This window comes from Methylobacterium sp. 391_Methyba4 (assembly GCF_029691625.1).
GTDB classification, from domain to species: Bacteria; Pseudomonadota; Alphaproteobacteria; order Rhizobiales; family Beijerinckiaceae; genus Methylobacterium; species Methylobacterium fujisawaense.
In genome coordinates, this window is sequence record NZ_CP121475.1 from 2,263,200 (window position 1) to 2,277,892 (window position 14,693).

Genomic DNA, 14,693 nt, shown 5'->3' on the forward strand with positions numbered 1-14,693 from the left:
CATCTCATGGACCGCATTATCGACATACTTGGCCGCTCAGTCCTCCTCAGACGCGATCTCGACTACAACATGCTCCGTGTCGCGATGGTGATCATCTTCGCGTGGTTCGGCTACGACAAATGGCACGAATCAGAGATCAGGGCGCTCCTCCCCATGATCACTCACGGCCCGTTTACCTTCTGGACGATACCGCTTCTCGGTATCCGTGGCACCGCGATCTTCCTTGGAGCATCCGAATGGACATTCGGCGCTCTTTTGTTGCTCGGCTTTTGGAACAAAAAATTGGGTGTTCTAGGCGCACTAGGTTCCGCCGGCACGTTCGTCTCCACCCTAACGATCCTGCCGTTCGTTCCCGACGGATGGGATGCCGGCGCTGGAGGTTTCCCAGCTATGGCGATGAACGCGGCGTTCCTCTTGAAGGATCTCGTCTTGCTCGTGGTTTCGATCTACTTGATCAAGCAAGATGTAACGCGGGTGATGGAAGCTCGCGGCGTGATCAACAACTCTAGCGCCCGTCCCCTTTCCCCCATCGGCGCGTGAGTAGCCTCCGCGGACCGGCGGCGGAGTGGGCAAGGCACCCCATCAAGGCAGCATCATGCACCACGTACAAACAATCGGTCATGCCGCAATGGTGATGTTAGTCGCTGGATCAGCCGTAGCCCAGCCTGTGGACCAAACCGGCACAGGCGGCGGACCTGTCAATACGGCCAAAGCACCCTACACGACAGCGACAGGCGCTACCGTGCCTCGCCCTGGTACTCTCGACGAAACCCAAATCATCGATGAACAGACAAAGGATGATCGGCTTGACGACAAGATCACGCGAGAAATATGCATTGGGTGCTTACCGAACTAGTATCTGTGCGTCGGACATATCGGACGCGCAGTACTACACAAGAGTGAAGAAATTATAGTTTTATGTCCTCTTCCGGACGAATTGGATTGGAATTTATCAATATTATATGACAGTTGTACAGCTAAGATTGCGCATTGTACGCTCACGATTGAAGTTGCGGCTTCGAGCGAAAGAAACATGACCCTTTGGTTATCGTTACGTTCGACGCTGCGATGGAACAGACATAGGTCAATCGCCCGGCACGAACGAGCCTATTTGTCTAGTCCTGCCGGTCCATCGGCACATGGCATCCTGTCGCTGCGATGAGAAAGAACATGACCGAGATCGCTTACCGTACCGCCAGCGTCGAGGGCCTCGACGTGTTCTACCGCGAGGCTGGGCCACTTGATGCGCCCGTGATCCTGCTGCTGCACGGATTCCCCGCATCGAGTCACATGTTCCGCAACTTGATCCCGCTGCTCGCCGATCGCTTCCGCCTTGTCGCGCCGGACCTGCCGGGCTTCGGCCAGACGACGATGCCCCCGCGCGAGGCGTTCGCCTACACTTTCGATAACCTCGCCCGGGTCGTCGGGCGCTTCATAGAGGTGATCGGCCTAGATCGCTTCGCCCTCTACATCTTTGACTACGGAGCCCCGACAGGCCTGAGGCTGGCGCTTGCCAAGCCCGAGGCGGTCACCGCCATCGTCTCACAAAACGGCAATGCCTACGAGGAGGGCCTGAGCGAGGGGTGGAACCCGATCCAGCGCTACTGGCAAGATCCCTCGGACACGAACCGCCAAGCCTTGAAAGCGTTCCTCGCGCCGGAGTCGGTACGCTGGCAGTATACCCACGGTGTGCCCGATCCGAGCCACGTCTCGCCGGACGGCCCGGCCCTCGACAGCCACTACCTCGAACGCCCGAAGGCCGACGAGGCGCAGCTCGACTTGTTCCTCGACTACGCGAGCAACATCGCGCTCTACCCAGCTTTCCAGGCATACTTCCGACAGCACCAGCCGCCGCTGCTGGCGATCTGGGGGCGTAACGACCCGTTCTTCCTAGCCGCCGGGGCGGAGGCTTACCGGCGCGACATCCCAACGGCGGACGTTCGGTTCCTCGACACCGGCCACTTCGCGCTGGAGACCCACGCCGGGGAAATAGCCGCAACCATGCGCGACTTTCTCGCCAAGCACCTACGCTGAAGCCCACCCGTCGTTGAGCGACCCTCGCGCCGCTTGGGGGCCTAAACGGCCAAGCCGCCGAGCGTTGGCCTTCCCTGCCGGAGACTGACCATGCCTGCCGCCCCTACGGATGTTGTCCGCGATTTCTACGCCAAGCTCGCAGCCGGCGACGCTCCCAGCGCCCTGAGCCTGATGGCGTCCGATATCGAGTGGATCACCATGTGGCACTATAAGGTGGAGGGGCGCGGCCCCGGCCCCGTAGCCGAGGGTCTGTTCAAGCCACTGATGGCCGAGTGGACCAGCTTCTCGCTTGTGCCCACCGAGTTCATCACGGAGGGCGAGACCGTGGTGTCGCTCGGCGATTTCACAGGCGTTCATGCTTGGACAGGCAAGACCTCCGATGCGCGTTACGCCCATATCTGGACGGTGGAGGATGGGAGGATCATCCGCTTCCGTCAGTACATCGACACGCTGGCCATCGCCGAGGCCCGCATCTGACGAGCCGCTTCGCCTGCATCGCTGGTGCCGTCCCGCAGCTCGAACCCTTTGCGCCGACGGATGCAAAGTAGGAGGATGGTCGCGCACGTGCATTCCGCCCCGCCCGGCGGCTTACCATTGCGGCATGGGACGCGCTGAAGGTTTAGCGTTTCCGTCGCGATCACGTCGGATACGTCCGCCTGTACACCCGAGGCATCTGTTGCTGCCGTCGGTACGATCTGCCGCGGTCCTGGCGCTCGCTAGAGCGCTCTCCGCCGCAACGGATACCGGTTCGGCGGAAAAGAGCGCGTCAGAACGAAGACTTAGAGCCGTAATCGATTACAACGCGATCGGGCACGGCTCCAGGCCGGAATGCACGGTCTCGCGATCGACGCGGTGGTCGATCCGTTCGCGGCGGAGGTCGGCATCGCCCGTTGTGGGTAGCCGGATGATATCGCCGACGCCGTCGCCTTCTTGTTCGCCCCGGAGCGTCATGGGATACCGAAACCGACCTTCGCGCCGATGGAGGTGAAACCAGGAGGCTTCGACCAATTGAAGGGTCGGCAGTGAGGCCGACGCCTCGTAAACGAAGGCTACGCGTGGAGCGTTTCCGACGTTCCCCGTTCGCCGAGGTCGAACGCACGATTCGGCCACTGGGCCGCCACCCCGATGACCATTCGGGTTCGACCGCGGTTGGCATCTGAGGGACGATGACGATGATCCAAAGCTTACTCGGCGCCGCGCTCGCGCTCGTTATGCCTGTCATGGCCTGCGCCGCACCTATCCTGTCTACCACGGCCACGACGACCTTCCATAAGATGCAGGTTGACGGGATCGAAATCTTCTACCGAGAAGCGGGCCCGAAAGATGCCCCGACCATCGTTCTGCTGCACGGCTTTCCGTCGTCCTCGCGGGAGTTCGACACATTGATCCCACTACTAGCGACGCAGTATCATCTGATCGCGCCGGATTTCCCGGGCTTCGGTCAGAGCGACGCGCTGCCAACCTCAGTCTACACCTACACCTTCGACCACCTGGCTCAGACCGTCGACCATGTCCTCGAAGCGCTGAAGCTCGAGCGTTACAGCCTCTACATCCACGATTACGGGGCGCCGGTCGGGATGCGGCTGATCCTGGCCCACCCCGAGCGCCTGCAGGTGCTGATCACCCAGAACGGCAACGTCTACCACGCCGGCCTAGGCGCAAAATGGAGCAAGATCGCTCAGTATTGGACTGATCCGGCCGCACACCCTGAGGTGATCGATGCCTTCTTGTCGCCGGCGGCGACCGAGCAGCGCCATACTGCGGGGACCACACATCTCGAGCGCTACAATCCGGACACTTGGACCGACGAAATCGCGCATCTGTCGAAGCCCGGCCAGCGTGATATCCAGGCGGCGTTGCTTTACGACTATAGGACCAACGTCGCCGCGTACGCGACTTGGCAGGCTTGGCTTCGGCAGAACCAGCCACCGACCCTAGTGGCTTGGGGGGCGAACGATCCATCCTTCATTGCGGCGGGCGCGACGGCGTTCCGCGCCGACATGCCGTCCGCTGAGATCCACCTGCTGAACGCCGGCCATTTCGCTCTCGATGAGAAGGCGGATGAAATTGCGAACTTGATCCTGATCTTCATGGCCAAGCACCTGCCGTCAGACGCATCGACTAAGCGGCAAGGCCAGAACCAATGAGCTTGAAACGCTACTTTGACCCTTCTGTCTTTCGCTGGAGTGTCGTTCGGAGCGGCAGGCAGGATCGTAGGACTTGACCGAATCATGGATCGTCTGGACGCGATGCAGGTGATGCTCACGGCAGTGGAGTGTGGCAGCCTCTCCAAGGCAAGTCGAAAGCTCGGCCAGCCGCTCGCTACCGTGAGCCGCAAGGTGTCCGAGCTCGAAAGCCACCTCAAGGCGGATCTCTTGATCCGCTCGCCCAAAGGGCTGGAGCTGACACCCGCTGGCCGAACCTACATCGCCGCAACTAAGATTATCCTGGAACAGCTGAATGAAGCGGAGCGCGCCGCTGCTGGCGAGTACGCTGAGCCTAAGGGCGATCTGGTCGTCACCGCCCCGACCATGTTCGGTCGGCTGCATGTCCTTCCGGTTGTCATCAGCTTTCTAGCGGCGTTCCCCGACGTATCCATTGAGCTGATGCTGACCGACCGTGTGACCCATTTCTTTGACGACCAGATCGACGTCGCGTTGCGCATAGGCGACTTGCCTGACAGTAGCCTAATCGCGGCACGCCTCGGCACCGTCCGTCGGGTGACATGCGCAAGCCCGGCCTACCTCCTCCGACGCGAGGTTCCGGCGGTTCCACAGGATCTCGTAGACCACGATGTAATCTCATTCCAGAGCGTGTCGTCCCCTACCATCTGGCGCTACTCGTCGAACGGGACCGAAGTCCCCGTGCCTCTTAAATCGCGCTTGAGCGTCAGCACCATCGACGCGGCCATCGCCGCGGGCGTAGCTGGCGCAGGGGTAATCAGGACTTTGTCCTACCAAGTCGTCGACCATGTGCGTGGAGGCCGACTGGAACTCCTGCTCGAAGCCCACGAGCCCACCCCCCGACCGGTGCATCTGATCTACGACAAGCAGAACCGCCTGCCACTCAAGTTGCGCGCTTTCGTCGACTTCGTCGTCCCGCGTCTTCGGGACCATCTGAGCGCGGCCGGGCTTTGAGTTTCAGCAGACTTGCGTCGGAAGACAAGCGTTTCGTCCTCTCTACGACTTGGTAGGGCGCAGATTTTTTTTCGAAAATCCGGGATCCAACTCGGCGGAAAATGCTCTGACGGAGAATCCAACGGACGACTCGCAGTCGATTCTGGATGGCCGCCAACCCGCGCAACGATCCAGCGAAACACTCCACGATTAGCCTCCTGATACGGCAGGAGAGCCCATCATTTCAAATTCCGCGGAAAGGCTGCTTCCCGTTACGCGATGTTGAAAAGTACCGGGACTGCCGCGTCACCGATATCCGCAAGTGCTTCAAGTCCCTGTCCCATCACTGTTTCCACGGAGCGTGACGCAGTTATGCCCTTACGCTCGGAGTTTAGTGGGCCGGAACGGCAGTTCACACAAATGTACGGCATCTTGATTCTCCGGGATGTTCGGGGGCGCGATGTCTTCGACACCTGGTAACGACGCGGGAGACTATGGCAGTTTCAGTCCCCCTGCAGCGCCGATGTTGTCTCGTCTCAATGCCTCGCCGGCATGTCATCCGGCACCGTCACGGACCCGACGATGCGACCGGGAAGGAGCGAGAAGCGTCGCTCCGGGTTTCTCAGACGATTGCCTCTATGCTGATGCCGAGCTTCCCAGGTCCCCGCAAGGCGGCTCCGGGTCGGTAAGGCGGGGGATCATAGGCCAGTCGTGGTTTCACCAAACGGCGGCATAGCGTTACGAGCGCAATTTCGACTTCGATACGAGCCAAGGGGGCGCCGATGCAGTAGTGAAGGCCACCGCCGAAACCGAAATGCTGGTTGTCGTCGCGATCCGGGTCGAACCTTTGCGGCTCGTCGAAGCGAGCGGGATCTCGATTTGCCGCAGCGAAAAGCAGAACGACGGGGGCGCCCTTCGGGATGGTTTCGCCGCCTGTTTCGATATCGCCCAACGCTCGCCGGGTCCGGAAATGCACAGGCGGTTCGAAGCGAAGCAACTCCTCAATCAAACGCGGCGCACGCTCGGGATCTTGCTTGAGACGCGCTAATTCCTCCGGATGGCGGAGCAACGTGAGCATCCCGTTGGTGATCAGGTTTACCGTCGTCTCGTGCCCTGCGACGAGCAACAGTGCCGCCGTCGAAATCAGGTCGAAGTCACTCATCCGGCGTCTACCCGTCCGATCTGATGCGGCTAAGCCGCTGAGCATATCGTCTTGAGGGCGACGTCGCTTCTCGCGAATCAGATCTTGCATATACGAGGAAATGGCCTCGAAGTTTTCGATGTTCGCGCGGCGAGTGGCATCGTCCCGACGAGCATCGGGCTCAAGGGCGGACGAGAGCTGCGTCGCCCATCTCTGGAAAATCGGCTCGTCCGACTCGGGGACCCCGAGCAGATCACAGATCACCGCGACCGGAAGAGGATAGGACAGATCGTCGACGAGACAGACGCTGGATCGCCCGTGACAAGCGTCGATCAACCTGTTGACCAGCTTTTCGACCCGACGGTGCACGGCCCGTACCCGCGGTACGCTGAACTGCTCCATGACGAAGCCGCGCAGGACGTCGTGATCGGGCGGATCTCTGAAAATGAGCGGACGGTGCCCGTTCGTGATGTGATCCTTGATGGGATTGATGACTAGATCCCTGAACAGGCTTCCGGTTCGCGGTCGATGCACCGGAGGAAGATCTTCGGAGCTGAGGCGAGGATCGAAAATCAGTTTTCGGATCTCGGCGTGTGTGCTTACCACATATCTGCCGTCGCGTTGTCTCGCGACTGGCCGCTGCCGCGCCCGTTCATAGAGCGGGTAGGGATCGGCACGGTTCGCCGGATCCAGAATTTCCTCGAATAGCGTATCCTCTGTCATAGCTTGCCTCGTCGGTTGAGCCGCTACGCCTGCGCTCCGGTGCTGCACGGCACGGGGTTTTGCGGGCGCGCCGGCAGGACGTACTCGGGCGTCGGAAGAGGCGAACCGCGGACGATGGACTCGGCAGAGAGTGCACCGACTCGCGCCGCGCCGGATGGTCCGACGACGAGATCGCGACCGTCGCCGGGGCGGTTCGCCAGAATTAGAAGGAAACCCGGGTGGACGCGACTCGCCCGGCGAGATCCTCGCCCGTCGTGCTGGTGGCGTTTCGAAATCCTATGCAGGCACTCGAGCGGGATGCGACCGGTCGAGCACACGTTCGTTCCCCGCCTAGAGGCGAGCGGCCGTTTTGGCGGAGACTTGGCTAAGCTGCGCAATAGAACCGTTCCGATATGTCGTCCTGAACGCGGCATGTCTCATGACACCGGGTTTATCCACGAGCGCATACGATCCTCGCCTATGGCTTCCTGTGCGCATAGGTAGCCGAGACGCGATGTCGCCTCGAAGCTCGACCACGCGCGAAGATCGACCCCGGCGAGAGTGGGCTTCAGCACCACCGTGGCCCGGCTCACTGCGATCGTGGTTTGCGCGTCGCTCGACACCGTGGCGGCGCGTAACAGCACCGGGGCTATGGACGGCATATCGTCCGGCGTGCGCAGCAGCCGCCGCATCAAGCGACCATGCCAGGTTTGAGCTCGCGTGGCCTGAAAGGCCAAATCGCTGCCGACGTCCACGGCGAGTACCGGCCCCCTCTGCATGGTCGACATCACATCGGCGGGGAGGTTGTTCATCATCCCGCCGTCCACGAGAACGCCTTCCGTGGCACAGACAGGTGGCAAGAGACCTGGAATGGCGATACTGGCGCGCAGCGCGTCGGTGAGGGATCCATGGCGATGGATCGACGCGTCACCGGTTGTCAGATTCGACGAGACGCAGAAGAACGGAAGCCACAGATCCTCGATTTTTGCCCCCCCGAATTGAGCGGAGAGCCCGGCATCGACGCGCGCTCCCCGCGTCAGAGCGATGTAGGGCAACGTGTAGTCGCTGAGGGGATTTCGGCGGCCGAAGAAGTCCGCCGTATGGGCGTCGATCTGCGCCGAGCTCCATCCCATGGCGACACTGGCGGCGATGATGGCGCCCATGCTCGTGCCACCGACGAAGTCGACGGGCAGGGCGGCCTCCTCCAGTGCTCGCAAGACACCGAGGTGGGCGAGCCCCCGCGCGCCACCACCGCCGAGCACGACTCCGCGACCGGTCCCGCTGATGAGCCGTGCGAGGCGATGATAGTCGCCCGACGCGCCATCGCGGATCTGAATGCGCAACGCAACGGGAAGGGCGGCGAGTGCGGGATGAAGCGATCGCGGGAGGCGCACTGCTGGATCCTGACGGATTGCCAGGTCGATCCGAACCCAATCGGAGCCGATGCGTGCGACATACTCCGCGGCGCCCGGTCGCGGCGGCACTTCAGGATCGGCTAGGAGCACCACGTGGTCGGCATGACGCAGGCAAAGCCGACACCAAGGACAGTCAATCTCACGTGCCACATAGATCGTACGATCGTGATCCGCTTCGAAGGCGTGGAACCAAGTCTCGTCCGCGCCCGTCGGCCACTCCGTCAGGCATCCGGTCGATCCTGGCAGCACCGCGTCCAGGCTTCGGGCCAATTCGTGGCCGAAGGCGGCGGCGGACGGCCCTTCCGTGACGGCTATGACGGCGTAGGTGCCCGGCATCGCGTCGAGCGGACGGTGGCTGTTGGCCCTGCGAAGACGCTCGGCGAGGAGGCGAGCGAAATAACGTAGCGTCCTGGGATGGAGATCGATCACCTCCTCGAAAGCCGACCGCGCCAGACGCAGGAGATGCGTGTCGCGGAGAGCCGTTGCCGTCGCCGAACGGGGTGCGGACGTCAGGAGCGCCATCTCGCCGAATGTCTCGGGAGGGCGAAGGCGCGCTATCCTTTGCACGAGCCCGTTCGATGGATCTCGCGTGGAGATCCCGACGGCGCCCGCGATCAGCGTGTAGAGCGAGTCGCCTTCCTCGCCCTCCTCGAAGAGCGTCGTCCCTCCGGCTACCGCGACCGAAGCCATGCGCTCGTGGATCGCGCGGCTAGAGGCTGGATCGAGCCCGGCGAGAAAGGGAATTTCGTTCGCGATCACACCCGTGACGACTCGCTCGGAAGTGGGCCGGGCCCGGCCCTCCGCAAACTCTAATCGAGGAACCGCGATGCTGTCACAGTTCAAAGCGGCCTCCGTATCGGAAGCAAATTCCCGAGGGTGCCGCTCGCACGGCATATCGGCTCGCCCCCGATCGTTGAGTGGCGCCGTCGTGAAACGCCCGAGGTCGGATCGGCCAGGGACAAGCCGTTCACAAACGCCGCGCTCGACAATGGTCGGTCGAAACGATCGTGCCGAGCGAGCTATGGATCGCGGCGAGCACGCGGTACAATTCCCCGCGCTCATCAACACGATGCAGAACGATGATGGAAATTGGGCGGAAGTTGTCTTTCGCCCCGAGCGCGACATCTCGGTACCAAGCGCCCTGAAGGCCGATCGCGCTATGGAGATGTCGCCCGTTCCCGGGCGCGCGCACGAAGCGGTCGGTGATCCGCGCCTGACCAACCTACGCTCGTGCGAATTTGGATGGATCGAAACGGGCAACGCGTCTGTCGAGCGCGCCTGGGATGGATGACCGCACGCAGCGACGCGGTGAGCCGACCTTTCGGACGGCGGCTGACGGCGCTTGAATTCAGGACTCCACCAAAGTTCGCAATAAGCGAGATCTATCGTTTCTATAGCTTCTAACCGCCGGTCGTGGCGCACTATCGCGGTGCGGAACACCCGTGACGGCGACGGATCGGAATCTGATCGCGTGACCTCGAAATTTCGTCAGCTCGAGAGTTATCAGGGAGCCTTGATGACAGACAGGTCGCAGGATGGCTGCTGCCCCTATTCGGAGATCGTGCCCTTCCGGGATTTCGGTGAAGTCGTGAATCCCAAGCGCTATCAGCCTCTTCCGTCGGATTGGATCGTCGCCTTGGCTGACGTCGTCGGGTCGACGCAAGCCATTTCCGTCGGGAAGTATAAGGCGGTCAACACAGCCGGGGCGGCCGTGATCGCTGCTGTTCGGAATGCCTTGCCGTCGGTCGCGCTCCCGTTCTCGTTCGGTGGAGACGGCGCCACCGTCGCGATCTCCCGAACGAATGCCGAGATTGTCGGCGATGTCCTCGCTCGCACCGCAGCATGGGTCGAAGACTCGCTCGGCCTGACGATGCGGATCGCGCAAGTCCCCATCGTGGCGATCCGTGAGGCGGGAGCCGATGTCCGTGTCGCGCGCTTTGCGGCTTCGCACAACGTGGCCTACGCCATGTTCGCCGGGGGAGGGCTGACGTGGGCGGAGGCGCAAGCCAAGGCCGGCATGTTCAACATGGCTCGTGCCGCGAGGGGGATGATGCCGAACCTCGACGGTCTCTATTGCGGATTTGCGCCCGTAAAGGCGAAGCATGACGTCATTCTTTCGGTGATCGTCGTACCCGTGGAGGACAATCTATCGTTCGCGGGGGTCGTCAGCTATTTGCTCATGCTACTCACCGGAACCGGTGACGGCGGGCGACCGCTGCCCGATGCGGGACCGCTTCCCTTTTGGAGAGGAGGCGGCCTCGAAGACGCGCTAGCAGGCGTAGACGCCGATCGGGGTGCTCTCGCGCGAGCCGCCGATGTCATTCGTGCAGCCACCACGCGATTGGTATTGAGCGCCGGGGTCCCGATTGGCGAGTTCCGCCCGAGGCGCTACTTACGGCAAATTGTGGAAAATACGGATTTCCGCAAGTTCGACGACGGCTTGCGGATGACCGTAGACTGTACCTCCGCGACCGCCGACGCACTCGAGACCTGCCTTTCGATCGCTCGTGAGTCCGGAGCATGTCGTTTCGGAATTCATCGTCAAGGAAGCGCCAATCTGACCTGCTATGTTCCTTCACGCATTCGAAGCGACCATGTTCATTTCGTCGACGGCGCGACCGGCGGTTTCGCCGCCGCCGCGGCAAAACTCAAGGAACAGAGGCCCCATTGAATTTTGTCTCGAACCTGCTGGTTCGAGGCGGTATCGTCCGTCGAGGATGTTCGGATCGCCGGAGTGGCCTTCGAGAAGCGAGATTTTACCGTAGATGCGCGAAAGGCCCCTCCCTTCAGGGAGGGGATGCAGAGCGCCGGCGGCGGTGGCCGCCATGCGACCCTTGCACGCGTTCCCGCATTGTTCTAGCGTCGCCGCGTGCTCCGCGTCCAGGCATACCGGTTCGAACTAAGGCCCGACGGCGCGCAGGAACGGCTCTCTCGCCGATCCTGCGGCTCACGCCGGTTCGTCTTCAACAAGGCGCTCGCCCTGCAGAAGGCCCGGCACGCCGCCGGCGAGAAGCATCTCTCCTACGCCGACCTGTGCAGGCACCTCACCGCCTGGAAAGCCGAGGCAAGCACGGCTTGGCTCAGGGAGGTGCACAGCCAGGTTATGCAGCAGGCGCTGAAGGATCTGGACCGGGCCTACCGCAACTTCTTCGAGGGCCGGGCCGACTTCCCGCGCTTCAAGAGGAAGGGCGTGGAGGATGCCTTCCGCCATCCGCAGGGCGTCAAGCTCGACCAGCCGAACGGGCGGATTTTCATGCCCAAGCTCGGCTGGATACGCTATCGCGCCTCCCGCTTCATCAAGGGCGAGATCAGGCAGGTTACCGTCTCCCTGCAGGCCGGGAAATGGTTCGTCTCGATCCACACCAAGCGCGAAGTCGAACCGCCGGTCCATCCCTCGACGAACCTCGTCGGGATCGACGTCGGGGTGGCACGCTTCGCAACCCTGTCGGACGGGACCGTAATCGAGCCGGTCCACGCTTTCCGCAACGCCGAGGCCGCGCTGGCCAAGGCGCAGCGGGCGATGAGCCGCAAGACGAAGTTCAGCGCAAACTGGAGGAAAGCGAAGGCAAAGGTACAGCGCATCCAGGCGCGCATCGCCCGCATCCGTTCCGACTTCCTGCACAAGGCCTCGACGACCATCAGCAAGAACCACGCGGTGGTCTGCGTCGAGGACCTGAGGGTCGGCAACATGACAGCGAGCGCGGCCGGGACGGTCGAGAAGCCGGGAACGAACGTCAGGCAGAAGGCGGGGCTCAATAAGGCCATCCTCGATCAGGGCTGGGGCGAGTTCCGCCGCCAGCTCGGGTACAAGCAGGGCTGGCGCGGCGGCTGGCTCCTGGAGGTGCCGGCGGTCAACACCAGCCGGCGCTGCCCAGAATGCGACCACGTCGACGCTGCGAACCGGCCGAGCCAGGCCGCATTCCGCTGCGTCGCGTGCGGGCACGAGGCCAACGCCGACGACGTCGCTGCTATCAACATCGCAAGGGCGGGACACGCCCGGCTAGCCTGTGGACACACTTCGCCCGTCGGGGCGTCGGCCCAGGAACCCGCCGAGGCGAGGCTGGGCCTCGCGGCCTGACCCGCGGTAGGAATCCCCGCCCTTCAGGGCGGGGAGGATGTCAACGGAGGATGCACGCCTTCTCGGCGCGACCTTCACCAAGGTCGGCTGCGGCTGGTTCGTGGCGTTGACCTTTGACAGCACGAGCGTCGCCGCGCCCGCACACGCGCAGCCCGGCTCCGCCGTCGGCGGCGACCTCGGAGTCGAGGCGTTGCTCACGCTCTCCACCGGTGAGCGGATTGAGAATCTTCGTCCGGCCTCACGACGGGAGCGCGAGATCCGCGTTTCGCGCCGAGCGCTCGCTCGGTGCCGGCGCGGTTCCGCTGGCACGCGTGTGCGTGCGGCGTGAGCGTGCATCGCGACGTGAACGCCGCGCGCGTGATGCTCGCGCGCGGGCTTGCGGCTCTGGCCGCGACGGGGGAGGCCGTGCCCCCGGGGACGCCAACGTGGGTCACGGGGCCGTGCGTCGTCCCGGAACCCTCCTCGCCGCCCGCAGGCAGCGCTGGAGACGAGACGTCAGATGGGGTGATCAACCCCAAATGACGAAGAACCGAAGAATGTAGAGGACCGTGGCGAGGTACCGTTGCCGGATCTGCCCTGGATCACGAAGGGGTGGCGCAAGCCCGGAGGTGGCTCCGGTACGGTCACAGCGCCTGCCGGGGCGAGGAGCGCGGCTGCGGGAAGCCTGGCGCGGCCTTCTCGATCTGGGGCTGATCATTGGCATCCGCGATCGGCGGAAAGGTACTTTCGGCTGCGATTGTCGCGGCATAGGCCGGCAGCCATCGCGCCTCGTCGAACGACACCGCTGCGATGCTGCGCCCGGCTTGTCCGTAGACAGCGAGGAACCGCCGGGATTTGCGCGAGCCCTGGACCACCGCAATTGCGTCGGCTCCCTCGGTCAGGCCGACGGCCTTGATGTTGATCCCGAACTGGCTCGACCAGAAGGCCGGCAGATGGTCGTAGGGCTGCTGGTCTTCAGAGCTAGCCAGCATGTTGCGGGCGGCATGGGCCGCCTGCTCGACGGCGTTGCCCCAGTGCTCCACCGAGATCAGGCGACCACCGTAGAGCCGGATCGGCCAGCGCGCCACGTCACCCGCAGCGTAGATGTCCGAGCAGGGCGTCCCATCGACGTCGCGGGCGCGGCAGGCCTCATCGCAGGTGAGGCCTGCCGGATCCGCCATCAGGCCAGCGCCACGGAGCCAACCAGTCGCTCGGGTCGCACCGAGGGCCGGGATGACGAGATCGGCCTCGATCGTACTGCCGTCCGCCAGCCGGGCGCGGGCCACGCGTCCCGCGTCGTCACCCTCGAAGGCCCGAACCTGCGTACCAGGGCGAAACTCGACGCCGGCGTCGTGCATACAATCGGCGATTACGCCACCGACCAACGAGCCGAGAGAGCGGGCCAGCGGCGTCGGATTAGGATCGACCAAAATCACGGGAATGCCGAGATCGCGAAGGCAGGACGCCGTCTCGCAACCGATCAGACCACCGCCGACGATGAGCACGCGGCGCGGGCCAGCCGCGAGGTCCGCCCGCAAGGCCTCTGCGTCGTCGCGGCCGCGCAGGGTATAGATGCCGGAGAGACTGCCACCGGTCTCGGCCGGCCAGCCTCGGGCCTCGGCCCCGGTGGCGATCAGGAGTTTCTCGTAGCCCAGCACCGAACCATCCGCTAGCTGGATCTTGCGGTTCGCTCGATTGAGGGCCACCGCCGGACTCCCGAGCCGCCAACGGGCGCACAACGGGGCGTCCGAGGTCGCGAATTCCGGAAGGCGTGTAGCGCCCGCCTCCAACTCACCGGCGAGCACGTGTTTCGACAGGGGCGGCCGGTCGTACGGCCGATGGGGCTCGGCGCCGACGAGGGTGAGCGGCCCGTCATAACCGCCGCGGCGCAATGCCTCCGCCCCGCGCAGGCCCGCGAGCGATGCCCCGACCACGACGATGCCAGCGGATTCCGAGTTCATGGCGTGTCCCCGTCGTCCGCGCCGGCCTGGAGGCTGATGGCGCGGACCGGGCAGGCCTGCACGGCCCGCTCGATCTCGCCGCGTCGCGCGGCCGGCGGTGCGGGATCGTAGAATAGGATCTCGCGCCCGCGCAGAATGAATGTGTCGGGGGCCGCGTAGCAGCATTGGGCGTAGCCCTGGCAGCGGTTGAGATCGACGACGACGCGTAGCGCCGCCCGCTCGGACGAGGTCGCGTCAATCACTCCGATGGCCCTTCCATTGCCGCAA

The 14,693-nt window shown here is 63.6% G+C and carries 14 protein-coding genes; 9 read left to right on the forward strand and 5 right to left on the reverse strand.

Annotated features, from left to right (window positions below; all coding sequences use genetic code 11):
• Positions 1-6 precede the first annotated feature (6 nt).
• The 3 genes from P9K36_RS10525 to P9K36_RS10535 all read left to right on the forward strand — a co-directional run bounded on the left by P9K36_RS10525 (position 7) and on the right by P9K36_RS10535 (position 2,511).
• Complete coding sequence (locus P9K36_RS10525) at positions 7-540, forward strand: DUF417 family protein (protein ID WP_278307045.1); 534 nt, start codon at positions 7-9, stop codon at positions 538-540.
• A gap of 630 nt (positions 541-1,170) precedes the next feature.
• Positions 1,171-2,034 (forward strand): alpha/beta hydrolase, encoded by an 864-nt coding sequence (locus tag P9K36_RS10530; RefSeq protein WP_278307046.1) that lies wholly within the window; start codon positions 1,171-1,173, stop codon positions 2,032-2,034.
• Positions 2,035-2,124: 90 nt separating this feature from the next.
• Positions 2,125-2,511, forward strand: coding sequence for a nuclear transport factor 2 family protein (locus P9K36_RS10535; RefSeq protein ID WP_278307047.1), 387 nt, complete (start codon positions 2,125-2,127; stop codon positions 2,509-2,511).
• Positions 2,512-2,829: 318 nt separating this feature from the next.
• On the opposite strand, the gene P9K36_RS10540 is transcribed toward P9K36_RS10535, so the two are convergent.
• On the reverse strand, positions 2,830-2,985 hold the full coding sequence (locus P9K36_RS10540; RefSeq protein ID WP_278307048.1) for a hypothetical protein: 156 nt from the start codon (positions 2,983-2,985) through the stop codon (positions 2,830-2,832).
• 215 nt (positions 2,986-3,200) lie between these two features.
• Here P9K36_RS10540 and P9K36_RS10545 point away from each other — a divergent pair, with 215 nt between their 5' ends.
• Entirely contained in the window at positions 3,201-4,181 is a 981-nt protein-coding gene (locus P9K36_RS10545; protein WP_278307049.1) for an alpha/beta hydrolase, read from the forward strand.
• An 84-nt stretch (positions 4,182-4,265) separates the two neighbouring features.
• Complete coding sequence (locus P9K36_RS10550) at positions 4,266-5,171, forward strand: LysR family transcriptional regulator (protein WP_278307050.1); 906 nt, start codon at positions 4,266-4,268, stop codon at positions 5,169-5,171.
• 601 nt (positions 5,172-5,772) lie between these two features.
• Here the strand turns inward: P9K36_RS10550 and P9K36_RS10555 are convergent.
• Both P9K36_RS10555 and P9K36_RS10560 read right to left on the reverse strand, forming a co-directional pair.
• Positions 5,773-7,014, reverse strand: a complete 1,242-nt coding sequence (locus tag P9K36_RS10555; protein WP_278307051.1) for a cytochrome P450 — start codon at positions 7,012-7,014, stop codon at positions 5,773-5,775.
• A 416-nt stretch (positions 7,015-7,430) separates the two neighbouring features.
• The gene (locus tag P9K36_RS10560; RefSeq protein WP_278307052.1) at positions 7,431-9,167 is read right to left on the reverse strand and encodes a patatin-like phospholipase family protein; all 1,737 of its coding nucleotides are present in this window, start codon (positions 9,165-9,167) and stop codon (positions 7,431-7,433) included.
• A gap of 262 nt (positions 9,168-9,429) precedes the next feature.
• Between P9K36_RS10560 and P9K36_RS10565 the strand changes: the two genes are divergently transcribed.
• From P9K36_RS10565 to P9K36_RS10580, 4 genes are all read left to right on the forward strand, one after another.
• A complete protein-coding gene (locus P9K36_RS10565; protein ID WP_278307053.1) occupies positions 9,430-9,699 on the forward strand; it encodes a hypothetical protein in 270 nt (89 codons plus the stop codon).
• A gap of 180 nt (positions 9,700-9,879) precedes the next feature.
• Positions 9,880-11,079 (forward strand): DUF3095 family protein, encoded by a 1,200-nt coding sequence (locus P9K36_RS10570; RefSeq protein WP_278307054.1) that lies wholly within the window; start codon positions 9,880-9,882, stop codon positions 11,077-11,079.
• A 198-nt stretch (positions 11,080-11,277) separates the two neighbouring features.
• Positions 11,278-12,486 (forward strand): transposase, encoded by a 1,209-nt coding sequence (locus P9K36_RS10575; protein WP_278307055.1) that lies wholly within the window; start codon positions 11,278-11,280, stop codon positions 12,484-12,486.
• 37 nt (positions 12,487-12,523) lie between these two features.
• Entirely contained in the window at positions 12,524-12,814 is a 291-nt protein-coding gene (locus tag P9K36_RS10580) for a hypothetical protein (RefSeq protein WP_278307056.1), read from the forward strand.
• Between the two features lie 295 nt (positions 12,815-13,109).
• Here P9K36_RS10580 and P9K36_RS10585 read toward each other — a convergent pair whose 3' ends face one another.
• Together P9K36_RS10585 and P9K36_RS10590 are read right to left on the reverse strand one after the other, a co-directional pair.
• Positions 13,110-14,426: an FAD-dependent oxidoreductase gene (locus P9K36_RS10585; RefSeq protein ID WP_278307057.1), complete on the reverse strand. Its 1,317-nt coding sequence runs from the start codon at positions 14,424-14,426 to the stop codon at positions 13,110-13,112.
• On the reverse strand, positions 14,423-14,668 hold the full coding sequence (locus tag P9K36_RS10590; protein ID WP_278307058.1) for a ferredoxin: 246 nt from the start codon (positions 14,666-14,668) through the stop codon (positions 14,423-14,425). The genes P9K36_RS10585 and P9K36_RS10590 overlap by 4 nt, the downstream gene beginning before the upstream one ends.
• Positions 14,669-14,693: the final 25 nt, after the last annotated feature.

Excerpts from the sequence above, each read along its gene's own strand:
- P9K36_RS10540 (WP_278307048.1), bottom strand. The coding sequence starts at position 2,985 with ATGACGCTCCGGGGCGAACAAGAAGGCGACGGCGTCGGCGATATCATC.
- P9K36_RS10565 (WP_278307053.1), top strand. The coding sequence starts at position 9,430 with ATGGATCGCGGCGAGCACGCGGTACAATTCCCCGCGCTCATCAACACG.
- P9K36_RS10580 (WP_278307056.1), top strand. The coding sequence starts at position 12,524 with ATGTCAACGGAGGATGCACGCCTTCTCGGCGCGACCTTCACCAAGGTC.
- P9K36_RS10550 (WP_278307050.1), top strand. The coding sequence starts at position 4,266 with ATGGATCGTCTGGACGCGATGCAGGTGATGCTCACGGCAGTGGAGTGT.
- P9K36_RS10585 (WP_278307057.1), bottom strand. The coding sequence starts at position 14,426 with ATGAACTCGGAATCCGCTGGCATCGTCGTGGTCGGGGCATCGCTCGCG.
- P9K36_RS10555 (WP_278307051.1), bottom strand. The coding sequence starts at position 7,014 with ATGACAGAGGATACGCTATTCGAGGAAATTCTGGATCCGGCGAACCGT.
- P9K36_RS10530 (WP_278307046.1), top strand. The coding sequence starts at position 1,171 with ATGACCGAGATCGCTTACCGTACCGCCAGCGTCGAGGGCCTCGACGTG.
- P9K36_RS10545 (WP_278307049.1), top strand. The coding sequence starts at position 3,201 with ATGACGATGATCCAAAGCTTACTCGGCGCCGCGCTCGCGCTCGTTATG.
- P9K36_RS10535 (WP_278307047.1), top strand. The coding sequence starts at position 2,125 with ATGCCTGCCGCCCCTACGGATGTTGTCCGCGATTTCTACGCCAAGCTC.
- P9K36_RS10525 (WP_278307045.1), top strand. The coding sequence starts at position 7 with ATGGACCGCATTATCGACATACTTGGCCGCTCAGTCCTCCTCAGACGC.